Origin of the sequence: Bacillus cereus group sp. BceL291 (genome assembly GCF_051776705.1) — a bacterium.
GTDB classification, from domain to species: Bacteria; Bacillota; Bacilli; order Bacillales; family Bacillaceae_G; genus Bacillus_A; species Bacillus_A cereus.
This window is the reverse complement of the sequence record NZ_JBPWAP010000020.1, coordinates 58,841-74,499: the sequence shown is the minus strand read 5'-3', so window position 1 is coordinate 74,499 and position 15,659 is coordinate 58,841. Positions and strand designations below refer to the sequence as shown.

Below are 15,659 nucleotides of genomic sequence, written 5' to 3'. Positions count from 1 at the left end.
AATCTATATTAATTATTTTCTTATCAAAATCCAATGAGATTATTTAATTTAAAAATGTAAAGCCAATATATCCCTGTTCTATAATTAGAACAGGGATATATTGAAGTAGTTTAATGTTTAACATTAAACTACTTTATTTCGCTACAAAATGCGATAAGTAGCCTTTCAAAACAAACTATAGTAAACTATTTTACTTGTACCGTATAATTCCCTGTTCCACCACCATACTTATATACACTTAAGTAATATTTCCCTGGCTTTGCATTATAATTTCCAAGCAATTTGTTTCCATCACGTTTTGTTGCATAAGCTACATAATTATTTAGATCTGATTCAGAATATAATACCCAGTTCAATCCAAGATTTTGTTCGTTCGTAACCGAAATTTGTAAATCTTTTTGATCCTTTACATCAATAACAAATTTATCCCCCTGATCTTGATCGCTCAAGGTTCCTCTTAACAAAATATTCAAAGATAGTGGGTTTGCTGTTTCAAATGAATTATTTGGTTCTTTTTCTACAGCCGTACCTTCTTCCGTATTCACTCCGCTAAACACAACATCATATTCAAATTGCCCAGCATTATTTACACGGTAATTTACAAAATAAGCAGTCAATGTTTTATATCCAGTCCACTCTTTTCCTGAAAGGCGTTTCAACATATCATTTGTTGCTTCATTCATCACTTTCCAGTCCTCAACTTCTCCTTTAGCCGCACTTCCTGTATATGTCCCCTGTAGTGTAAATGTATTAAAGAATTGTGATTTATTCTTTGTTACTTTCACATCTTTTAGTTTCGCTTCATTCGTAATATCTGAAGTAACGTCCGAAAGCGATTTTGGATCATGCTGAGTTAAATACTCATCTGATACTTGTGGAATTGTATACTTATCACGATTATCAATAAGCATTTGCATATAAGATTGATATTCTTCATTTAACTTATTATCTTTGCTTAATGTAGCACGGTATTCATCGTAACTTGAAACATCATTTGCGCGAATTAAATCATGTACTTTATCGAACATTTCTGGGCGCTTATTATACATATATGATTGTAGTGCAAACGAATAATTATAAAAATCCCACGTTCCATATTTCGCATTTAATGTTTGTGATGCTGTATAACGTTTTGTAGGATCATTAGATAACCCACCAATTATACTTTTTCGTGGTACTACACTATCTAATCGCGTTGCACCTGCAAAGAACTCTGCATTCCCTTCTTCAAACCATGTTAAACGTTCATTTTGATACATTTCCCCTTGGCCCCATAATCCCTGAACTTCGTACCTTCCCTGTAAGTAGTGCGTAAATTCATGGCGGAACAATTCTTCCAGACTATAAATACTTTGCTCTGGTGTACGTTCATATGTAAAGAAAGTCCCTGTCCCTTCAATATAAATCCCACCATTATTCGTTTCATATCCGTACAGTTGACGATTAAATTGATACTCATCTGGGCTATTATAAATAACCATCGTTAACACATCATCAGCATGTCCACTTTCAAGTGGTTTATCGCTACCAACTGTACGATAAAATTGAGAACGCACCTCTTTTGCCGCCCAGTATAGACGTTTAATTTTCTCTTCACTAACTTTATCCCCAGCTTTAAAGACAATTGCACCATCATCAAACGTATACGTTTTCGGTAAATATTTCTTTTTACCCTCTTCTCGAATTTGATCTAAATTTACAGTTTTGCCGTTCGCATCTATTCCTCCATAATTTGTAGTAATTTGTTCTGCCGCAACAAAGTATTGCTCTCCTAAATATGGATAAATTCGCATTGCATCTGTAACAACTTGTTGTCCTTTTGTGGGCGTGCTATGAAGCTTGCCCAATCGGCCAGCATAGTAAATTCCATTATTAATTAACCATCCGTTTTTATTTGTTACTGTACCAAGTAGTGCAAAACGATTTATTTCATTAATAAAGTTATCAATATTTCGAAACCACATCGTATCTTTTGGCTCTTTTCCAGTCGTGAACATATCCGTCTGAATATCAAAGTCAATTCCCTTCATCAACTCATATATAGCGTCTCCTTTTGTTCGGTCTTCAATGAAAGTTGCAAGATTATCGTTATATTGTTTAAAAATTTCACCTGCATATAAAACCGTTTCAACATCTGCTGATGCATTTCCAATTAATTTTCCATATGATGCAATTACTTTATTTTGTTCTGATGTACCAAGTTTGAAATTTGGATTTTTTGCAATTGTTTTTAAAGCTGGTAAACATTTATCATGGTAGCTACGCTCATTTAGTTTGCTTAATTCATCATGGTAAAAACCTAAATAAAATGCTGCACGTAGAGCTTCTACTAATGTTTCAATTCCTTTTGAATCATCTTTCGTATAAGTTTGTCCTTGTTCTTCTAGTTTATTAATAATTGCTTGCATTCGGCTATCATCTTGATAGAATTTAAGACTATCACTATTAAACTGAAATAATTCCGGAATTTGATACCATTTAATTGTCACAAGAAGATCAGTTAATTGTTTGTTATTTAATTGATTTAACTCAGCCATTGAATACTTTTTTTCTTCAGCTAACGGTTTAATATTATCGGTTGGTGCTAGTGGACGCTGCGATAAATCCGCTAATTTTAACCGTTTTGTAAAAGATGCATTTTCTTGTACTTTTGAAGGGTGCGCCAATTCATTAACAGATTTCTGTATTCCTACCGGCTCCATTTGTAATACGTTCTTCACGTTTTTCTCTTTTGTCTCTGCTTGAATTTGCAAACCATTACATGTTATTGTCACTAATCCAACACCAAGAATCCACTTAGAAATTTTCGAATATTTAACCATACCATTGCCCCCTAATAATTTAAAAGAAAATTCAGAATTCCAAAACCAAAAACCCACTTATTTATATGTATTTACAGTTCCGCTATAAATACAACTATGATTAATAATGCAATAGTAGCTTGTTTTATACTATTACGAGTACAGATTCCTTACATACAATCTCCCTTCCTTACATGTAATACAAGCAAAAACCGTGCCAATCATATTTCTTATGAATAGCCAACATTCTTTTATAAATACTGTAGAATAAAATATACATAGGTGTTTCGGCAATGTATAAATCATTTGACACAAAATCTAATGTTTATGAAGAACAAATTCATTGAATGTTATAAATTCATTAGGCAGTAAATAATCCCCAATTATTAAATCTCTCAAAAAAAGGTAAATAAACATATTCCATAAAGCTAATATGTTTGTTTACCTTTTTCTATTTCAAATCAACAGCAAAATATCGTTGAATAAAAACAGCATGAATAAGTATTTTGTTATTCATTTCTCTTTTTCATATAATCTTTTTCACATTGCAACGGCTTAAATTTCACTTTTTTCCCTTTCTTCTTTTTCGTTTTTATAACGAGCCATTCCCCTTTTTCAACGTCTAGTTTTAGGCGTTTCATTACATTGATATTATCTTTTTCTTTATAAAGTAAAAATGCTTCTTGCGCCCTCACAAATAGGCTGGGCTGTTCGCTAAATCCACCACTGTCATAAATTTTAGTTAGCGAAGTATAATAAGAATCATTTTCCTTTCCACCATACATCAAATGGGCAGCCTCCAAATCTCTTTTACTTACTTCCCAAAAACTATGTTCATCAATATTTAAATTAAATGTGGATTTAATGTCCTGTATTATATTCTTCACATACTTTTCATCTCTAACTTTTCTTTCTTCGAGACAATCCGAAGATAACTCTGGTGCATCTGATTGGGAATGTACAACGTGTTGTATCGATACACACAGAATAAATACGCTTAAAATGTAAAATATTTTTTTCATATTTACATATCACCTCAAATGATTTAGATACTATATCATTTGAGGCTTACAATATTCTTATGCTAATAATAAGAAAGATCCTATAAAATAAAATTTTTATAGGATCTTTCCTTTTAATATTGCTTTATCAAATTCACGGGCGGGGCAACTACCTTACTACTTTTCACATCATATAATCCTATAGGTGTTACTCGTATAAAAGGCAAGTGCGTCGCAGAAAAGAATAAAATTGTAAATGCTGGATCATCATACGCGTAGCCACGCTCTTGTAGTAATTTCACCATCTGTTTCTCTTCCTGTATTAATTCTCTCATTTTTAAATTAGACATAATCCCGAGCAATGGTAATGCTATTTCGTGTAACACTTCATTGTTTTCTACTATGACCATTCCACCACCGAGCTCTTTTACTCTACGAAAAGCTGTTAGCATATCTTCTTTTCTTTTTCCGATAAGAATGATGTCACCTGTACCAGAATAAGAGCTAGCAAGCCCACCTAGTTTTTTCGCAAAACCTTTCACAGCTGTATTCACTTGCCAACTGCCATCACGGGCAATCATCATAAGGAAACATTCATCATGATCTGTGGACAATTCATCACAGTCTATATTGATTTCACTAGTGTATGGTTTTGTAATAACGTTATTTAATAAGTGTATCCCCGTTTTATTAGAGAAAATCATATCCTCTTTTTCTATTGACCAATCTAATGATAATGGAGTTACTTTATGTTTACTCCAGTCTATATGTAATGCCTCATGTGTATTTACACCGTCACGCTTCACCCATTTCCCCTTTGCAAGGACACTAATTGGTACTGGGTTTTCTTTACTTTCTAAAATATTGATATTAGCAATTCTACCTGTCGCAATCGAACCATGTACATGTTCCATATTATAATAACGAGCAATATTATAACTTGCCATATCGTATGCATCTATTACTGGCACTCCTTGTTTTATCGCGGTAGAAATCATAACGTTTGTCATTCCATTCTCATAAAACGAAGGATGTGAGCCGTCTGTTGTAAAAAAGAATCTATCAAACTGCTTTACGCCTAGTTCCAACAATTCTTTCAGTAAAACTTCTAAATCTGGGCGGATTGAAGAATTTCTTAGGGAAACAGTGTAACCTTGCATAAGACGAGTGAAAGCTTCCTGCCCTGTCATCGCTTCATGATCACAATCTGTACCTAACAGTTTTAACTTCGCTAAAGTCGTTTCAGATGCACCTGGAAAATGTCCTTCTACTTTCTTCTGCAATCGCTTCGTTTCCTGCATCCAAGTTAACATTTCATCATCGCCATGTAATAGTTTTGGCCACGCTGTTAGTTCGCCGCCTTGAAGAACTGCTTTATGCTTAAGCCATTCTATTATTTCTTCACGATTAAATAAAGTTTCCCCGTTTTGCAATTCAGTTTGTCCATCAAAACGACACCACCAATACATACTTGCTGGAATCTTTTCAAATTCATCTAATAAACGAAATGCTTCTTCACGTTGTAATGTGAAAAATAAAGTTAAATTATCATTAATAAAAGTTGTTGTCCCAAACTGCATCGCATGATTCGCTAAAGTTTCAGGATTATATAATTGATACGGATGTGCATGAGGTTCTATGTAACTTGGAACTACATACTTTCCATCACAATCAATGACTTCACATTCATGCAGTTGCACTGGCAGCTTTTCCCCTACATAAACAATCCGGTCATCATAGATCCAAATATTTGCTTGCATCCACTCGCGCATATAGGAATTTAAATAAGTTGCGTTCTTACATAAAATGTGCGGACTTCTTTTACCATCTATTACTTCAACATGTTCTCGTAATTGTGTGTTACTCCATCTAAACTGATTTTCTCCCAATGAATTTCACTCCAAATCAATTTACTTTTATTTATTAAAATAAAAACAATTAACAAACTAAAGTATTCTCCATTCATAACTCCCCTGTATATCCCCTATACCTTTCATTATATGGAATGATTGCAAAAAAACAATTTTCAAAATTCAAAACACACCTCTTTGATTCTCAATAAAAAAGGATGTCGTGTAACCGACATCCTTTTTTACCACCAGACTATAAGTTTGAATTACACTTGATGCCATACTATGAATACTAATACTGCCCTTAAAACAGGATCCCATTTACATTCTTTTCATTTATTTCTTAAATTCAATTTGCATCATTTTATTAAACTGTGTAAGAATACCAGCCGCACCTAAAGAGTTAACATTGACAGCAAATGTATGCTTGCCTCCAATTACTCCGCCAGCAAAAGTCATAAACCCAGGAATTGCTCCTCCGTGACCCCAAACTGAAACACCGTTTGGAAGTTTCGTCTCATAGATCCCAAGGCCATATCCATCACCAAGATCTTTTCCTTCTATTGGAACTGTAGTAAGCATTTCTTTTAGCTCGTGTTCTTTCAATAACTTACCACCGAGCAAAGATGAAAAGAACTTATTTAAATCGTCCGCATCTGAAATCATATCTCCCGCTGAATTAGCTAAACTCGGATTATAATACGTCATGTCTTTCAATTCACTTGTTTCGTCAATTTTCATATACCCTCGAGCATGATTCTTTCCTGGGATGACTGGTGAATTACCTGGTAAAAACGTATTTAACAAGTCCAAAGGTTCAATAATTCGCTTTTCAATTTCTTCCGCATAACTATTACCAGTTATTTTTTCAATAAGCATTCCTAGTATTACGTATCCTGTGTTTGAATACGACCAACCTTTACCTGGCGAAAAATCTGGAGGTAGAGCAAGCCCTATTTCCACTATTTCTTCTGCTGTATACGTTTTTTTCGAATTCATAATGTCAGCGTCTTTTGACTTTAAATATTCAGCTATACCACTTGTATGGTTCAAAAGTTGACGTATCGTAATTTGATTGCCATCATATCCATTTCCTTGAATGAGGCCAGGTAGCCACTTTTCAATAGAATCGTCAAGTTGCACACGATTTTCTCCTACTAATTGAAGAACAGTCGTAGCAGTAAAAGTCTTCGTCACACTTCCAATCCGAAAACGATAATCCGATTTCATTGGTTTCTTACTATTTAAATCCGCGACGCCTGCAGTATAACTACTAATCTTTCCATTGTTTGATGCCCTCGCTAATACCCCTGGTGTTCCAAGCTGTACTGTTTCCTGCATTATTTGTTTCCAACTATTCCGATTCTTTTGATCCTGTGCTTGTGACGGACTAGAAATATTTTGAGTAGACTCTGCTTTCACATTAAAACCTGGTGCGAAAAGAGTAGTACCCGCTATTAAAACTGCAAAACTTCCTAACTTTATTGAAGTACATTTTTTCATAAGGTTCTCTCCTCTATCCATATCGTATTGATTCAAGCTACACTTTCATCTTATATAATAAATCTCTCTTTTTTCTTATCCATTCCTTACGAAATACTTACTTTCAAAATTAGACGCCCAGATGAGAAAAAGTAATGTATGAAAATAAAAAAAGAACGTGTTTTCAATTTATCAAAACACGTTCTCTTACATACTTAAAACCCTATATCAACTTTTTAGTTCATTCACTTTTACCATCCTGCACTAGCGTTCATGCCATTCCCGATAAGAGTAAGTAGTAATGGCCACAGCACTGGGGCTAACGTAAGAAATAGATTAAACAGTATAAGTATTCTATATCTCCCAGGAATATTATAATTTTTACGATTAACAAATAATACAAAAACTAATAATATTATGGTCGTTACAAATAAAAGTAACACTAACAACCAATACCAAACCATTAAACTAAGACTCCATGGCTGTAATAGCTCGTGTACAATACCAAATGTGATTCCCAATACTGCAAAACTAAAGGTAGTAATTGTTGCTTTGATAAACAATTCACTTAATTTTTTATCGTATGTATACTTACAATATAAATCTATTAACGTGTATAAAGATAAAAAGGCCATTAATACACCTACCCAAGACAATAACCAATCTCCGTCTCCTCTAACTAACATAAATAGGAACCAACACATCCCTGCTGCAGAAAAAATAAAGGAAAGGAGTATGTTTTTCAATACCGGTTTCATTCTATTTTCACACCCTCACAAAAATTTAAATATAAATTATATTTTTTATTTACATGATACCCGTAATGGATTCATCACTTTTTCATTCTATATTGATGAAGTGAAGATAACCTCAAAAAAAAATTCAACGAGCAATACTTTACTAAGGCTACCTTTTTACATTGGTAGAGATATAAAAAAGTAAGTATACATTACCATGTAATTAAATATAAGTAAACGAAATTAATTTACAGTTAATTTCATTTACTTATATTAATGTCACGCCTTCCCGTCTCGCTCTATCCATCGTACAGTCTTCTCTACATCTAACTCCGTATACGTCTTTTCTCCATATCGGACAGACTCATATATCGGAATAATATCTTGCGTTCTACAAATTCTGCTTAACCATTGTTGCATCGTTTCATATGGCCTTCTCTGTTCATGAAACGGTAATGTTCTTTCCCATTCCACTAACGTTTGCCTTATCTTATCTTTAAGTAACGGCTGTTCAAACTGATGCTTCACTTTCTTGTTCTTTTCGGTTCTATCCATATTTTCTTTTGTTATCGATTGTTTATCCTGTTCTATTTCTAATTTCGTTACCTTTCTCCTCGTTAATTTATAAAAAGCATAGAGAATGACCACTGCAATAATTACATAAAAAACGACACTAATCCATGCATTTGAAAGAACAGAAAACACATCAGTCCATGAATTTTTTCGTACAAAAAGTGGAATTTTCCTATCTGTTTTTGTTCTTGTATCTACAACTCCTGTTTCTTCATCTATAATTCTTTCAGGTTCATCAAACTGTTCATCTAAACTAGTAAAATCATAATTTCTTTCCGATATTGTCTCCGTCTTACTAGAAAAAAGCCCTTTTACTATGTCTTGTACATGCACAACACCTTGTGATAACGTTATCGCACTAACCGTAAAGAAAAGTATCATGAAAACTCTAATACTCCAAATCTTCACCTTCATATGTCGCTCTTTATTAGCCATAACATAAACCCCTTCTTATTCTTTAATTACGACCCATTTATTCGTTCTACTGTATTTCTTTGGGGAAGTACCAAGAATTAAAGGAACTGCATCCAATTCTTTTCGCCGAAAGCCTGCTGTGTAAAAATAAGTAGACGATACAGGAGTATCTTGGTCCGATATTGAGGCAAGTACTTTTAATACATTTTGCAAATGTTTTCGGTTATGACCGTTCTTTATATGTAGCAAACCGTTATCTTTTACGCTATTGATCCATACTTCAAATGAACAGTTTTGCATAAGCAGTTGTTTACATATGCCTGCCGTTAATTCAATGAGTTCCTCTGTATCATTTCGCAAAGAAATACCGCTTTTATTTTGCAAGTTGAGATATATCGCATATTTATCTGATTGTGTTCGCTCGTACTTTTTCGCGGTTATCGTCCCTGTTTTCGCTGTTGCACTCCAGTGGATAGAACGAAAATCTTCATTTTCATACGACTTCACTCCCATTACTTTCGTTTCATCATATAAGGGGGATGACATCGCTTTTCGAAACCCTCGTGACCATTCTTGCAATTCAGGAACTTGCATTTTCGGAACAGCTGGTAAAACTAAATAAGACGGCGTTCCAACTTGTTTATACGTTATATGGTTCGTTATGAATCCAAAGGGATCCGTAATGACAATTTCAACTTCTTCCCATTTCGCAATTCCTCTTTTTACAGCTACAGCTTGCAAATCAAATGAAACCGATTCTCTTCCTTTTATATTAAAATTTATATAATAATTTGAACCTGTACTATGATTTTTGTTTATTTCATCATGATTCCAAGTTAACTTATTTTCACATTTAAATCGAAATACGATATTGAAAATAGGGAATAACGACTTGTTTGAGATTTTCATTTTGCACATATTCGTTTCACCTATAAAAACGTTTGAATTTCCTTGGCTATATTCCCATTCAACACGAGATACTTTACGTATATATACATGCATAGCACCTATTAAAATTACATACAAAAATACGAGAGATAGAAACAGTAGATTACTTGAAAATACACTTAAAATAACGGCTACAACTGACATAACCCCCATTACGAAAGGCTCCGCTAAAGGTGTATACACAAGCTGTTGATTCATCGTACGTTCTCCACTGGCACACTAATCGTATGAAGAATTTCTTTCATAATTTGTTCTTTCGTCGTTTTCATCTCTCCCTCAATCGTTAACGTTAAACGATGAGCACAAACGGATGCAGCGAGCGTCTTAATATCATCTGGCGTACAGTAATCTCTTTCATTTAATATTGCCCGTGCTTGAATTGCTCTCATAAATGCCAACGTTCCCCGAGGGCTTATACCAATTTCAATTAACTCATGGTTACGAGTTGCTTCAATAATTTCAAGGAGATAATCTTGCACATCATTCCCTACTAACACTTCTCTTGCACGCTTTTGCATCGTAATAATTTCTTCACTTGAAATAATAGAATGTAACGTTTCTAATGGATCATTCATTTGAAACCGATTCATTATTTCCTTTTCAGCTTCTCTCGTAGGATAACCTTGGCGTATTGTGAGTAAAAACCGGTCTAACTGAGCATCTGGTAACGGAAATGTGCCCGCTGATTCGAGTGGATTTTGCGTTGCTATAACTAAAAAAGGTTCTGGTAATGAATGTGTCTGTTTCGCAATTGTAACAGTACGCTCTTCCATAACCTCAAGTAACGAAGATTGTGTTCTCGGTACAGCTCGATTAATTTCATCCACTAATACGATATTTGCAAAAATGGGTCCTAACCTCGTTTTAAAATCCGATTCCTTCACATCAAAATATTCAAGGCCAATAACATCTCCAGGCAAAGTATCCGCTGTAAATTGTATTCTTTGAAATTTAGCGTCCACACTTTTAGCCAAGCTTTTCGCTAACGTTGTTTTTCCTGTTCCAGGTACATCTTCTAATAAAATATGCCCCCTTGCTATTAGAGCAATGGCTGCTAGTTCTATCGATTCGTTTTTTCCTATAATAACTTTCGAAATATTGTTAGTAATTTTCTTTAATGTACTCATATAGTAATCTACCACCTTTTAATTATCTAAAAATTAAGAATATATTTTTTTCCAAATTATAACATGTATTTCAAAGATGAAATAGAGTGAAAATGAATCTTTTATTTTTTCTTCATTGCACGCAAAAAAGCACCTATTGTCGTATATTGACAATGAGGTGCTTAACTCAATCCAACCCCCTTCTTTCCCTCTAATTTTTAGTAACGATACATCCTTTTTTCTGCCACGCATGCATTGTTTTCAATTAACTAGTAAAATGCATTCTAATATTACATATAATAAAAAACATTTCGATTTGTTCGTTATAGAACTTCCTCTACATCGACACTCTCTATCTTTACTTCATACATATTTGGGATACTTGCTTCTTTTGGTACCCATGCATAATAATTTTGATCATTTTCTAACATAAATTGAATTAACTTTGTTTCTGATCCATTCCAGAAATTTTTAAGATTATCAATGTAGTCCTCTAAATCTTCTTTATAGTCCAGTTGTAATATATAATCTCTTACCGTCAGGGCAAACACAATTAAACTTCCTAATAGATTTTTTTGCTCATTTTCTTCTTCATACTCTTGTGGTAAGAACCACACTTGACCTATTCCTATCGTTTTTTTGTATTTTTCATAAAAACTACTATCATCCATATTCTCATAATCATGTATTAATTCATTGACCAATGAATGCCATTTTGGCGGAATAATATTTTCCAATGCAGGATTATGTTCAATTCCTTCTACTATATCCTCGATTTCTTCTGTCTCATCTTCATAGTGATATTCACTTAGGTCTATATGCTTGAATTTCATTTCATTTTTATAATGTGCCAAATCATATGGATAATGATTATTATCTTTTAAACTTGTATCATCAAGTTCGAGTATCTTTACTATTGCAGCTGTCTCAAAGCTCCAATATCCTACATATCCAGTTTCTTTATGCGCATTTTTCCACTCATAATCATAATGACCTTTAAACCATTCTTTCTCCATGTACGTTTGTAATCTTTTAGATGCTTCTTTTTTATCTGTTTGTGCAAGTTCTATAATCTCTCTCGTTTTTGCATATGGATTTTCTTTATAATATCTGTTCGTCATGTTTGTGTATCCAATATCACTAGCGCATAAGAGGAAATCAATTACTGCGTCATTCATATTTTTTGTATCAACTATCTTTTTTAATCTTTCTATATTCTTTTTATCCGTTTCTAACAAAATTCCTAAAGAAATTATCCAAAGCATATATATATAACCCACTTTGCTAGCTCCTGTATGCTCTAAATCATCCATTGCATTATAAAAATATACTTCCATTGTGCTAATGTCTTCTCCTAAAGAATACATTGCTCTAATGTCGTTCATCTCATGTATAAAATTCCTTAAATATCTTCCTTCTATAATACTTATATTATCTTTAGGCTTTCTTTGTATACCATTCTTTTCATCTTCTTCTAAACTTCTAATCTCCTCTCTATTATCTTCAATAAACTTTTTATGGAGTTCTATTCCTTTTTTACATTTTTCTTCTATGCACATTTGATCTCTCATTCTATTTAATTCCTCCTAGCTTCTAAATTATGGCCATTCTCCAATATTGTTTCCTTCTTCATCTAACCTATATGTTTTTACGTTTCCACTACTATCGACTTTTGATAATACTCTTTCAACTTCACTATCTTCCAATGCATTCGCAATCTTTTCTGCTAATACTTCATCTCCATCAACAGCTTTCAATATTCTACTTTTTCCAGTTTCAGAACCGTTCAACCAATCATTTGACATTTGTCGTCCATCTTTAGTTTTCCCCAATTGTGAACTACCAAACTTAGCTTCATCAATAACATATTTAATATTTGAATTTGGATTTGCATTTTCGTATAATCCATCAATTCCTTTTACTATTTTATCATTTATACCTGTTGGTGCACTTTTTCCGACTGGCTTTAAATCAAATCCAGCTTCTTTTAAACTTTGATTATTCAATAAATTGTCACTAGATTTTATTTCACCATAATTCCCTTTTTGCTTATTTGTAGCTGTTTTTGCATCAAAATTATCTACATTTGTGTTTTTGTTACTGCTAGGTTTACCGTTAGCCGCACCCCCACCAGAAGACTGGATTTTTTGAATAGTATCCTTAGTATTTTGAATCGATTTATTCCAAACAAATCCACCATGTACAAAAAGACTTGCCCCAGTAGCTGTTGCTACTATATCTAATGGAATAACAATTGGTGATGCTAACCCACCAGTTCCTACTTCTGCCACGATAGTTAAGAAATTAGATCCGCCTATGAGCGAAATACCTTCAAATATTTCTACAATGGACCCGGCTATTTAATAATTTTGCCCTATTTTTTTAATGTTTTTTGACATTGAAAAACATACTATATAGCATCAATTGAAGCCTATGTGCCTGTGAAATGTGAGGTACGAAAGTGCATTCGCTCAAATAATAATTTTCAATTTAAATCAACAAAAGAGACCTCAAATGTGAAGTCTCTTTTGTTGAGTCTTTTTCATCTATAACTTCCTCTTTACTTATTCAATATCAGACAATCTTCCTTATTGAAATATAATAAAATCCTAATAAAAACGCGTTCTTCAAAAAGTTCTTTTTCTGCCCTACGAATCTAGTAAAATGGCTATAAGATATTACAAATTTAAGCTACGCTTAACTTGCACCAATAAATCCATTAATCCATTTCTTTCTGGATTTTTTTCCACTTCTTTTTTCACATGTTCTTCCAAATAATTATAAAAAGTTTCAAAGTCCAAATACACTTGTTGTTCAGACTCAACAGCTGGAGAATCTAATTCAACTAACACATGTTTATCATCTAAAGGTGTAGGTAGCTGTGACATATCAAATTCATCTAAATCAGACTGAAAATGAACGAATACTATTTCTTGTCCAAACCCCTCTTTTTTTACAAAAAAACTCAAAGCTCTTTCCAAGTACTTACCGTTTATAAAGTTAAAATATATTGACATCAATTCATCATTTTTCTCTTTATCTTCAATAAATTCAAAATTACTATTCATTTTATCCTCCTATAAATATTGTATCTTGATAATATCAGTCTAGAATTGGGAAAAAGTTAATTATCTCCCCAGCATCATTTAAATAACCTCTGAACTTCAATCCATTTATTAATTCCTAATTAGTTCTGCATCAATCTTACTTCTAGCTCACTAGATCCCTTACCAACATTACCCTTATAGCTACTTTAACACAAACTAAAAAATCCACAGTGTAAAAAGTTGAACACTGTGGATTTTTACATTTATTTTCCTTGATAATGCACCATATCATAAGGGTAGTATAAAGTATTTTTTAAACTTGAATCATCTAATTTTAAAATCTTTACGATTGCTCCGCTTTCGTAACTCCAATAACCATTGTAGATATCATTTTTATTTTCATGTGAATCATACCAGCCTGTATCACTATGCCCCTTATACCATTTTCCCTCTAAATATTCTTTCAATTCCTTTACTGATTCTTCTTTATTCTTTGCATTGACCACACGATAAATTGATTTATATGGGTCTGCAAAGATAAATTCTGTGGTATTCCCTTCCCAATTTTCATCTTTATAACTAAATAAAAAATCAATCAAATAATCATTCAATTTCTCTTTTTCTACCAACTTTTCTAATTCAATTATATAATCTTTTGAAACATCTAGCATTATCCCAATAGAAAGAACCCACAATAAATCTATATATCTATATTTGCCACTCCACCCCTTTTTCATCGCCTCAATTATTTCGGGGTAAAAATCTCTTAGTACTTCCATAGGTCTTCCCATTGAATATAAACAATTAAATTTATCAATACAAATTGATTCAATATATCCATAAGCTCTTTTAATACTACCTAAATCATTTGGTCTTTCATTTTTTACTTTCATTGCTAATTCTTTATACTTTTCTATTCTATTATTTTGTCTATTTAAATAATCCTCGAAATAATCTTCATTTTTTAAAATATCTCTCATTTCATTCTCCTTACTCAATTATTTTCTTCCCAGAAGAATCCAAAATGCTTTTAACCACATTACCATCCTTATCAACATTAATTAGTATATTTTGTACATTTTCAGGATTCAAAAACATTTCTTCTCCAACAGTTGATTCCAAACGTCTAGAACCATCTATCCATGTTTCGCTCATTTGCTTTCCATCTTTTTTATTTGAAAGTTGCGCAGTATTATACTTAGCCTCCGCTATTACATACTTAGGCGGCGGAGATGAATTTTCATATATACCATCTATTCCCTTAACAATTTTTTGATCTAATGTTAATACACGATCATCACTAATTCTAGTATATGTTTGACTTTCAAAAAAGTCATCCATCTTCATTTCACCATAATTCCCTTTACGCTTCGTTGTTTTTAAAGCTACTTCGCCACTTTCTACTGATTCTATTACCGTACGTTGTTGTGCTCTAGCTGCTTCTAATGTTTGGGCTACTTTTCCAGATTCCTTAGATATTTCACCAGTTTTACCCGTACCCTTACCACCATCTTTAGACTTCGCAAACTTATAATAACCTTCTATTAATTCGCCTTGAGGTATTTTGGTTACGTTAGTTCCACCAATACTAGAGAATGCATAGGAAGCCTCTCTCTTAAATGATTGTAACATTTCAAGCGTAGGCTTCAATTCTTTTGCTAATTTTACTACATTAGCAATTATCCTTACTCCATTTGACG

The 15,659-nt window shown here is 33.0% G+C and carries 12 protein-coding genes and 1 pseudogene; all 13 read right to left on the bottom strand.

Features of this window, described 5'->3' with window-relative positions:
- Positions 1-185: 185 nt before the first annotated feature.
- The 13 genes and pseudogenes from colA to ACS2CR_RS15080 all read right to left on the bottom strand — a co-directional run bounded on the left by colA (position 186) and on the right by ACS2CR_RS15080 (position 15,591).
- A complete protein-coding gene (gene colA / locus ACS2CR_RS15140; RefSeq protein WP_153602519.1) occupies positions 186-2,822 on the bottom strand; it encodes a collagenase ColA in 2,637 nt (878 codons plus the stop codon).
- Positions 2,823-3,310: 488 nt separating this feature from the next.
- Positions 3,311-3,823, bottom strand: coding sequence for a hypothetical protein (locus tag ACS2CR_RS15135; RefSeq protein ID WP_000719378.1), 513 nt, complete (start codon positions 3,821-3,823; stop codon positions 3,311-3,313).
- A gap of 113 nt (positions 3,824-3,936) precedes the next feature.
- On the bottom strand, positions 3,937-5,691 hold the full coding sequence (locus ACS2CR_RS15130) for an adenine deaminase (protein WP_000504436.1): 1,755 nt from the start codon (positions 5,689-5,691) through the stop codon (positions 3,937-3,939).
- Positions 5,692-5,988: 297 nt separating this feature from the next.
- Positions 5,989-7,155, bottom strand: coding sequence for a serine hydrolase domain-containing protein (locus tag ACS2CR_RS15125; RefSeq protein WP_053512524.1), 1,167 nt, complete (start codon positions 7,153-7,155; stop codon positions 5,989-5,991).
- A 230-nt stretch (positions 7,156-7,385) separates the two neighbouring features.
- Complete coding sequence (locus ACS2CR_RS15120; protein WP_000805742.1) at positions 7,386-7,892, bottom strand: DUF3902 family protein; 507 nt, start codon at positions 7,890-7,892, stop codon at positions 7,386-7,388.
- Positions 7,893-8,150: 258 nt separating this feature from the next.
- Positions 8,151-8,879, bottom strand: a complete 729-nt coding sequence (locus ACS2CR_RS15115) for a hypothetical protein (RefSeq protein WP_053512525.1) — start codon at positions 8,877-8,879, stop codon at positions 8,151-8,153.
- A 15-nt stretch (positions 8,880-8,894) separates the two neighbouring features.
- A complete protein-coding gene (locus tag ACS2CR_RS15110; RefSeq protein WP_153602518.1) occupies positions 8,895-10,004 on the bottom strand; it encodes a DUF58 domain-containing protein in 1,110 nt (369 codons plus the stop codon).
- On the bottom strand, positions 10,001-10,933 hold the full coding sequence (locus tag ACS2CR_RS15105) for an AAA family ATPase (protein WP_053512527.1): 933 nt from the start codon (positions 10,931-10,933) through the stop codon (positions 10,001-10,003). The genes ACS2CR_RS15110 and ACS2CR_RS15105 overlap by 4 nt, the downstream gene beginning before the upstream one ends.
- A gap of 302 nt (positions 10,934-11,235) precedes the next feature.
- Positions 11,236-12,483: a PoNi-like cognate immunity protein gene (locus tag ACS2CR_RS15100; RefSeq protein WP_153602517.1), complete on the bottom strand. Its 1,248-nt coding sequence runs from the start codon at positions 12,481-12,483 to the stop codon at positions 11,236-11,238.
- 27 nt (positions 12,484-12,510) lie between these two features.
- Positions 12,511-13,272, bottom strand: a pseudogene (locus ACS2CR_RS15095) (hypothetical protein); the annotation flags it as partial.
- Between the two features lie 318 nt (positions 13,273-13,590).
- Complete coding sequence (locus tag ACS2CR_RS15090; protein ID WP_001087574.1) at positions 13,591-13,980, bottom strand: hypothetical protein; 390 nt, start codon at positions 13,978-13,980, stop codon at positions 13,591-13,593.
- 242 nt (positions 13,981-14,222) lie between these two features.
- Entirely contained in the window at positions 14,223-14,939 is a 717-nt protein-coding gene (locus tag ACS2CR_RS15085; protein WP_001204727.1) for a PoNe immunity protein domain-containing protein, read from the bottom strand.
- A 10-nt stretch (positions 14,940-14,949) separates the two neighbouring features.
- On the bottom strand, positions 14,950-15,591 hold the full coding sequence (locus tag ACS2CR_RS15080) for a hypothetical protein (RefSeq protein ID WP_000941898.1): 642 nt from the start codon (positions 15,589-15,591) through the stop codon (positions 14,950-14,952).
- Positions 15,592-15,659: the final 68 nt, after the last annotated feature.